8 protein-coding genes are annotated in these 8,950 nt (G+C 40.7%); 1 reads left to right on the forward strand and 7 read right to left on the reverse strand.

Annotated features, from left to right (window positions below):
- Positions 1-25: 25 nt before the first annotated feature.
- The 5 genes from PASHI_RS18425 to PASHI_RS18445 all read right to left on the reverse strand — a co-directional run bounded on the left by PASHI_RS18425 (position 26) and on the right by PASHI_RS18445 (position 6,508).
- Positions 26-3,046, reverse strand: a complete 3,021-nt coding sequence (locus tag PASHI_RS18425; RefSeq protein WP_062566633.1) for a TonB-dependent receptor — start codon at positions 3,044-3,046, stop codon at positions 26-28.
- Between the two features lie 413 nt (positions 3,047-3,459).
- Positions 3,460-4,635 carry a mandelate racemase/muconate lactonizing enzyme family protein gene (locus tag PASHI_RS18430; RefSeq protein ID WP_054552450.1) on the reverse strand — a complete coding sequence of 392 codons (1,176 nt, stop codon included), beginning with the start codon at positions 4,633-4,635 and terminating at the stop codon, positions 3,460-3,462.
- Between the two features lie 9 nt (positions 4,636-4,644).
- Positions 4,645-5,412: a class II aldolase/adducin family protein gene (locus PASHI_RS18435; protein WP_062566634.1), complete on the reverse strand. Its 768-nt coding sequence runs from the start codon at positions 5,410-5,412 to the stop codon at positions 4,645-4,647.
- Positions 5,413-5,541: 129 nt separating this feature from the next.
- The gene (locus tag PASHI_RS18440; RefSeq protein WP_054552448.1) at positions 5,542-5,865 is read right to left on the reverse strand and encodes a c-type cytochrome; all 324 of its coding nucleotides are present in this window, start codon (positions 5,863-5,865) and stop codon (positions 5,542-5,544) included.
- A 103-nt stretch (positions 5,866-5,968) separates the two neighbouring features.
- Positions 5,969-6,508, reverse strand: a complete 540-nt coding sequence (locus PASHI_RS18445) for a DUF2058 domain-containing protein (RefSeq protein WP_054563501.1) — start codon at positions 6,506-6,508, stop codon at positions 5,969-5,971.
- 232 nt (positions 6,509-6,740) lie between these two features.
- Between PASHI_RS18445 and PASHI_RS18450 the strand changes: the two genes are divergently transcribed.
- Positions 6,741-7,877, forward strand: coding sequence for an MFS transporter (locus PASHI_RS18450; protein ID WP_062566635.1), 1,137 nt, complete (start codon positions 6,741-6,743; stop codon positions 7,875-7,877).
- Here PASHI_RS18450 and PASHI_RS18455 read toward each other — a convergent pair.
- Both PASHI_RS18455 and PASHI_RS18460 read right to left on the reverse strand, forming a co-directional pair.
- A complete protein-coding gene (locus tag PASHI_RS18455; protein ID WP_062566636.1) occupies positions 7,844-8,344 on the reverse strand; it encodes a prolyl-tRNA synthetase associated domain-containing protein in 501 nt (166 codons plus the stop codon). The two genes, PASHI_RS18450 and PASHI_RS18455, sit on opposite strands and share 34 nt — an antisense overlap.
- Positions 8,345-8,731 (reverse strand): putative periplasmic lipoprotein, encoded by a 387-nt coding sequence (locus PASHI_RS18460; protein ID WP_054563498.1) that lies wholly within the window; start codon positions 8,729-8,731, stop codon positions 8,345-8,347.
- Positions 8,732-8,950 lie beyond the last annotated feature (219 nt).

Below are 8,950 nucleotides of genomic sequence, written 5' to 3' on the forward strand. Positions count from 1 at the left end.
ACAATCAAATTGATTGTTATTATGATTAGAAGCGAGCTTCAAACCCTAAACGAACAGAGCGAGGAGCTTGCCATGTATACGCAGAACCATAATAAGAGTTAACTTCACCCTCATTTTGCTCATAATGCTCATTCGCAGATGTCATCTCTTGGCTATTAAGTACGTTAAATACGTTAATAGTTGCACGCATATCAATATCAGATACCGTGAAGTCATATGCAGCTGATAAATCTAAGTTAAACGTCCAAGGAGTACGACCCGCTGTACCACGAGTGTGCTGCTCATAGATTTTTTCGTCTTGTTGACATTCGCCATCACCATTAGTGTCTGGACACTCATTGGTATAGATGTAGAAAGTATCACCCCAGCCACCATTTAGGTTTGGATCTTTTGATGGATAACCTTGACCGAATAGGCTTTGTGGACGACCACTTTGTAGTGTTGCATTCCAACCAACAGTTAAGTTTTCAACTGGTTCCCAGCTACCGAAGAACTTAAATGTGTGACGACGATCGTTAGGTTGATAACCTTGTGAACCATCCATTACTGCTGGGAAGTCGAAGTCTTGCGTAATACCCGCATCAGCTTGACCGATATCAGACTTAACAGCACCTTCGAAGTTACCTACACTACGTGCCCAAGTATAACCGAATTGGTAACGGATAGTTTCCGCGCGGTAATCCAAGCTAAATTCAACTGACGTATACTCATTGTTTGCTTTCGGTAAGCCGATTGTTTCAGCTGAGTAAGTTGTTAGTGAGCCTGCATCTGGAACACCGTCATTATCAAAGCTTGAATCACCCCAATCAGTACCATTCCAGTAATAACCATCGCTGTACCAGCTTGATGTAGAGCCTGGATTGATCATGACGCAGTATGGGTATGCGTAACGGCCACAGTAATCATCAAGCGCAGTTGCAACTTCACGATATGTACCTTTTAAACCAACGGTGTATTCATCATTAAGTGCTTGTTGCACACCAATGATGTACTCATCTTTAGAAAATGGATCCGCTTCTTTTGCTTGGAAAATATCTTTTTCAGGGATAACAGGTACACCACTCACTTGTTGTGAGTTTGCTAAACCACCACTACCGATAGTATCAGCTAAAGGAGCAAGGCCTGTTGGTGCGCCTGTTGTTGGATCCACACCCGTATACGTATAAGCAGTCGTAATATCACTGACACCTGATGCCGCACGGAAAATCGTGTTATTAGCAACTGGTAAATAGTAACGACCATATGTACCGTACACTTTCGTATCACCCGTACCTGTTGGATCCCATGTGAAACCTAAGCGAGGAGCAATGTCTGTTTTAAAGCTTGTTAATAACTTGCCTGTCGTACCCCAGCTATCGAATTCGTCGATACGTAGGCCAACTTTAACAGCAAAATCATCAGTTACTTGCCAGTGATCTTCAAGATAGTAAGCGGTTAATTCTGACTCAAAGCTACCACCACCGTCAAAGATACGATCTTCAACATAATCAAGTGCAGCACCTGTGTTATTGGTTAGTGCACCATTATCAGCTTGCCAGCTACCATTATCTGCAAGCGTACGATAATCATAGCTATGACCACCAATTGGTTGGCTGATTCGCTCTGATTTACGCTCTTGATAATCGATACCAAAGCTAATTTCGTGTGCATCCCACACATACTCAACATCTAAGCGGTATTGTGTGTTGTCATCGTTATTTGCACCAAAACTACCACCAGCACCACAGCCAGTGATTGGGTTTGAAGTACCACGCGAGTCAGTTACACTTGGACAAACTAGATTTTCAGACTGAGTTTCATACTCAGTTTTGATATTACCAGCCATTGCTGTAACTACTAGGTCTTCTGTTAAGATACCTGTATAGCTTAAGCTTTGTGCTTTACCACCACGTTTTAGAAGTGCGCCATCAATACGATCACCAATCGCACCATTGTCATACTCAAAAACAGAGCGCTCAATATCACGACGGTTTGAGTAAGCAAAATAGCTCAAGCGATGGTTATCCGTAATATCCCAATCAAGCTTACCACCCCAGAAAAGGTTATCACCGCCTGATGCTGATTCTTTACGATATTGATCGTTTGGTGAGAATTCGTCACCTCCCCAAGTGTATGTAGACTCTGTATCACGAGGATTTACTAAGCCATAGAAGAATAAAGTATCTTCAATTAACGGACCACCCACTGCTAAAGTGACATCCGCGCTATTATCAGAAGCTACGCTTTCATCTCGGAAAATTTGCCCCGCGCCTTGGTTACCACGTGAAATAGAACCCTCTTCTTGAAGTGAGTCAGGAGAATATTGCACAACTGCAGAGAATTCCCATTCATTGGTACCACTTTTGGTTGTGGTGTTAATCGTACCACCCGTCGCACGGCCAAACTTCGCTGAGTAACCACCCGTTTTTACTTGGAATTGGTCATAAAATTCGAATGGCACTTCACCACAGCCTAGACCTTGACGTGTATTTGTTACTTCAAGACCATTGATATAACAAGCATTTTCCGCAACAGATGAACCACCAAATGACGCAGTGTTACCAAATGCACTATCACCTTTAACTGCACCAGGCGCTAATAATGCAACCGAAGTAAGATCACGACTGATAGGCATACGATCGATTTCAGCATCGGTAATAACCAAGCCTGAGTCAGCTGTCGATAAATCAATTGATGAAATACGTGCACCAACAACTTGAATAACTTCAGGGCCTGAGTTTGCAACACTTGCTAAATCAAAGTTTGCCTTTGAGTTAGCACCTAAAGAAACACGCACTTTGTCTTCAGCAACAACATTACCGTCTTTTAGAATCTGAATGTCATAGTTACCTGAAGGTAATGATGCAAAGCGGAACGTTCCATTTTCTGAAATATTTAAAGTACGTTCTAAACCTGTTGCTGGATTTTTAACTTTTACAGTGTAAGAAGAGGTATTTGCCACATTCTGAACAGAACCAATTACGTCCGATGCAGATGCAGGAAGGGCTAAACCTAGCGATGCAGTAACTGCTATCGCTGTTATGCTTTTCCGAAACATAGATTTCATTTTTGTATCCCTGTTTAAATTATAATTATTTGCGCCTATAAAATAGGCACAATTACATTAGTAAAGTGAAACAAGAATGTAAATTAAAAAACACAAATATATTACAAAAAAACCATATTTATTAGAATTAGGGGTTAAATGTAACTCTATGTAATCAAAGGGTTTTAACCTGTATAATTTCAGAAACATAAACAATACAGAGATGGGTTATATTAAAAACATCAAAATAAACCAAAACATTTAACATTAAAGCTAGCAAACTTAGATTCGGCATTCAGCTTAAACATGCCTATTATTTAATAAAAAAGCCTAATACATAAATATTAACAATTACATTTTTTCACAAAAAAGGCCCTAACGGGCCTTTATCAATATTCAACATTAAATTTTAACTCTGATATTGTGAATTAGTATTACTTAATCTCAACACGTTGAGAACGCATAACAACTTCATCATTTAATTCAATACCGATACCTGGCTCTTCTGATACTTGGAAGAAACCATTTTTAGGTTGTGGATCTTGAATACATAACTCACGGTTCCATTTTTTAATCGCATAGGTGTGATGTTCGTGAATTAAGAAGTTAGGAATCGCAGTTTCTAAGTGTAACGAAGCTGCAGTTGCTACTGGACCGCCACACACGTGAGCTTGAATACGCACATCAAAGATATCTGCATAATCACACACTTTTTTAGTTTCAGTGAAACCACCACACAGGCCTAAGTCTGGCTGTAGCACATCAATACTTTGATCTTCTAAGTATGGACGCACACCCCAGCGGTTATACAAACGCTCACCACCTGCAATTGGCACCGCTACTTTGTCAGCAACTTTTGCATGTAATGAATGATTTAAGTAATTCACAGGCTCTTCGTAATACATACAATCGAACTCTTCAGCAATTTCACCAATTTGAATTGCTGATGTTGCGCCAGGTAAACTGTGACATTCAAAAATAATGTCAACTTCGTCACCGACTGCTTCACGAATAGCCTGCATACGCGCGCGATATAATTTCATTTCTGCACGAGAAATAATGTTAGTGCGATCGTAATAAGTATTGCCGTTTTTATCGTACTGGATTGGGTCAACTTTTACCGCATCATACCCTTCAGCCATCGCCTTAAGCGCTGCTTCTGCGTATTCTTCTGGGTGAACAAGCGCTTTAAATTCGCTGTCCCAGTCAAACTGTAATTGTGATGCATAAGTACGCAGCTTATCGTTAACTTTACCACCTAATAGCTGGTAAACAGGCAAGCCTAATGCTTTACCTTTAATATCCCAAAGTGCAGTATCAATGGCGCTCATTGCTGCATATACAACAGGACCACCACCTAAACCCCAAAAGCTTTCGCGTAGCATTCGAGACCACAGTTTTTCTGTTTGAAATGGGTCATGACCAATTAAAAAGGCATCAGCCATTTCTTTAATCATTGCCGCAGCTGCACTATGACCTAAATCATAAGCCAGACCCGCTTCACCCACACCGCTAATACCTTCATCGGTGTGAATACGCACAAAAACAGGTGTCCAAGCAGGTCTGTCTGGACAATGAATATCGAACACTTCGACGCGATTAACTTTCATGGTTACTCCTTACTGAGCAAAACTAGGATCAAGACGATAAGCTTTACGCAACATGGCTGGCCAAGCTAACTGGCCACCGGTGCTGCCGCTATGCACGACATTCGCTTGATTATAAATATTATCGATAATAGATTGTGGTACTGGAATTGCCGTTTGACCACTGGCTTGAATAGCCAATTGAATTTCACAGGCACGCTGCAAATCATAAAATCGCATAAAGGCATCTCCCACTGTTGGGCCAACAGTTAAGCCACCGTGGTTAACCAATAGCATGTGATTAGTAGTGCCTAAATCATCTTGCAAGCGCTTTTTCTCATCACTGTTTACCGCTAACCCTTCGTAGCCATGATAAGACAATGATGGCAATGAGAACATTGAGTATTGGCTAAGTGGTAACAGGCCTTTTTCTTGCGTTGCAACGGCGATGGTTTCTTTTGTGTGTAAATGAATAACACAGTGAGCGTCATCACGAACTTCATGAATAGCGCTGTGAATAGTGAAACCAGCCGGATTAATTTTAAATGGCGTGTCATCAAGAATATTGCCAGCTAAATCGACCTTCACAAGATTAGATGCCGTCACTTCATCAAAACTAAGACCAAATGCATTAACTAAATAGTGATCTGTGCCCGGTAAACGTGCCGATAGGTGGGTATAAATTAAATCCCCCCATCTAAAGTGCTCAACTAAACGGTAACATGCAGCTAAATCAACACGAAGCTGCCATTCTTGTTCAGATACTTTATTTTTTAAATCGAGTTTTGGTAAGTCAAACATGGAAAACCTTGTATATGTGACACTGCACAAATAGATGTATAGAAGTCTAAATTACTATTAATAGATGATCAATAGGTGATACAAAAAGGCCACATCAATTGATGTGGCCTTTTCACGCTAAAATGGTGTTTATTTTACTTGTGATAAGTAATCAGCAATTGCAGCCATTTCTTCTTCAGATACGTTTGCAACCATTGCTTTCATAGCAGCAGCCATACCGTTGCTACGCGCACCTGACTTAATGTCTTTCATTTGTGCTAGTAAATACTCTTTATTTTGACCATTTAATTTAGGGTACTGAGGCATGATAGGCGCTTTACCTTCTGCACCGTGGCAAGTTTGGCAAAGCTTAGCTGTGTATAGTGTTGCACCATCTGCAGCCATAGTGTTGAAAGATAGGCTTGCAGCCATTGCAATGCCAGCCCCACATAAAATTTTCGTGATCTTGCTCATTTGTATCTTCTCTTTTTTGACGGGTTATTAAACATTTTCTTTAGTGTAGACCATGATTTAACAATATTGCACCCGAAAATTGTAACGGCAATAGAAACAGTCACTACCAAATTAAATCATCAGGTACTTCAAAATCAGCATACGGATCATCTTCATCCTTTTGCTTATCTTCAGGCTCAACATGGAACACTATGTAGTCTTCGCTGACTTCAGCGACTTTTCGTGCTGGTTCGTCTTCCAGTACAAAAAATTGGCCTTCTAAAACACAAATTGCTAAACGGCCACCAGCTAGGGCCTTTTGTGTTTTTTCGTTTACTTCGAGCTCTTTCACTTTATTTTGATAAGTGAAGTTAAATGTACGATCACCACGGATCTCATCTTGATTGTGATGCTCTAAAATCTGTTTAACTCGCGCTACTTGCTCACGTTGCTTTTGCTCTTCTAAACGCGCTTTATTAAGCTCGTCGGCTTTTTTCTGCTGCTCAAGCTTAGTCTGCTCAATATGCTTTTGCAGATCGCTAGGATTACTCGTGGCGCCTTTCTTTTTCTTCTTTTGCTGTTTGCGCTTTTCAGATTTGGCTACTTTAGCTTTATGTGCCGTAGTAAGACCAGCCTTAAGTAATTGATCTTGTAATGAACCCATGACGAAATTCCAATTTATTAATGCGTATTAGGGTTATTTTAATCAGCTCTGCCAACAAATAACAGTACTGAGCCCACTTGATTCACAGCAATCGAGTATATTGGTGTGAGATTAACACGCGATGAAATCATGACATATTGATTTAACGCAAGATTTATCATTTTAGTCGCCTTTGAACTTGTAAAAAAACCTGTACCCGATAAGCTAAGGCTTTTCCTCTTGGGAGCTAAAAATGCAGCTGCGACATTTGTTACTTTGCTCTGTGTTTATTTTCTTTGTTTTATACGCCCCACAACCCTTACTTGGATTATTTGCCAGTCATTTTTCTGTATCGCCAGCCACTGCTGGTAGCTTAATGACCGCAACTATGTTGCCACTAGCAATTGCTCCTTTAGTGTATGGCTTGTTTTTAGCTAAGCGAAACCCACTCACAATTCTAAAAATTGCCATGTTTGTGTTAGCAATCAGCTGTATCGCTTTTACTTTAGCACCAAGCTTTGAGTTGCTATTACTGGTTCGTTTTATACAAGGGATCACCCTACCTGCGGCTCTCACCGCTATGACCAGTTATATTGGTGTGACTTTTCAGGCTGACCAATTACAACGTAATATGACACTTTACATTGGCAGCACCATTGTTGGTGGCTACTTCGGACGTATGCTCGCTGCCTTGTTCACCGACTTTTTGAGCTGGCAAAGTTTTTACTATGTGATAGCACTAGGGTTAGTACTTTTTGCGCTCGCCATTCCTAAATCAAGTAAAGGCGCGAGTATTCATGCTGCAAAGTCGCCGCTGTTGTATCTAAAGCAATTAAAAGATCCGTTGGTATTAAAGCTCTACGGAGCGGTGTTTTGTATGTTCTTTTGTTTTGCGGCACTGTTAAATTATTTACCTTTCATTCTGCAAGACAGTTTTGCTATCACTAACACCCGAGACATCGGACTGGTTTACAGCGGTTATTTGCTTGGTGCACTAGCTTCTATAGCCACACCTTGGCTGTTACGAAAGTCATCAACACCTTGGCGTTTACTAACCTGGGTTTTTGTATTTTATAGCCTGACGATGGTGCTATTGATGAGCCAACAGTTATTACTTTTTGTTATTGCTTTTACTGGCTTTTGTGGCGCAATGTTTGTGATCCACTCAAGTGCCGCTCCACTGGTAAATAAAATCAGCAGTGCACCTGCAAGTGTCACCAATGGCGGTTATGTATCGTTTTATTATAGCGGTGGGGCATTAGGTTCGTTATTGCCTGGGCTGGTATATCAGCAACACGGCCAAGTTGCCTTTATGACCGTGCTACTTTTAGTCTGCTTAGTAGGTTTAAGCTTAGTTTATTTGGCAGGTAGAAATACGATACGCGGTTGATGCCCGGTACTTTCAAAAAACAGCTCTAAGTCACCTTTTTTCATCAGCCAAGTGGCGGTATTTTCAAAAGGGTGACAATGAAAAAGCTCGTTAAACCAAATTTCTTGGTCTAGCCAAAGAGTGACATTATTTTGCTTATCGTTTAACAGTGCCAACATAGAAACACAGCCCGGTGGCACTTTAAGATAACGCGCTAATCGCTCATCAGATGCAAACCCTAAACGCGATAACCCCTGCTGCTGAGCAATGGCTTTTAAGTCGAGTTGTTTGTCGTGAGCGGTGATCACTAAAAAGTGGCGCTTACCTTCGTTATCTCGTAAAAACAGGTTTTTTAAACGTGTGCCCGGTCTATCGAGCATAAACTTATCGGCATCTAAGCTGCCGTGTAATGGTGGATGCTCAATCACATCATAATTAATATCTAATTGAGCTAGCGTAGCAGCTAACTTGCTTTTATCTGCATACATTTACAAACAACGTCCTCGTAATTGCACACTTAAATCACGCCATAATACTTCGTCAATAACGTGTTTATCGTCGCAGTATTGTCGTTCTTTAAGCTCTTCATTTAATAATTCAACCGCTTGGTCTTCGAGCATAAGTTTTAAGTTGCTCGACTCTTCAAATACTTCTTGCTCGGCAAAATCTTTAAACTGCCGGCGTGTCATTGGCTTATCAAGATTAATCGGGCGTCTGCCCTGTGCTTTAACTGACACTACATAGGCAAAGATTTTATTGCCTTGCTCATCATTTTTTTCGTAAAACTGCTTATTATTGATTTCAAAAGGAGGCGCTTCTTGTTGGCTTGCGCAACCTGCAAGTAAAACAACCAAAAGCCATGCTATTTTTTTCATTATTGGATAAGCCTTGAACAGTGAATGCGCTTTAGTCTACCAAAAATAAAACAACAGAGTAAAAAATCGAACATTTTAAAAAAAATACTTGACCACAAATGCAAAAATATTTAAAGTTCACCCCGCTTGAGACGCAAGACTTAAGCATCCTGTATTTAGGAATGTGGGGCTATAGCTCAGCTGGGAGAGCGCCTGCCTTGCACGCAGGAGGTCAGCAGT

Origin of the sequence: Pseudoalteromonas shioyasakiensis (genome assembly GCF_001550135.1) — a bacterium.
GTDB lineage: Bacteria > Pseudomonadota > Gammaproteobacteria > Enterobacterales > Alteromonadaceae > Pseudoalteromonas > Pseudoalteromonas shioyasakiensis.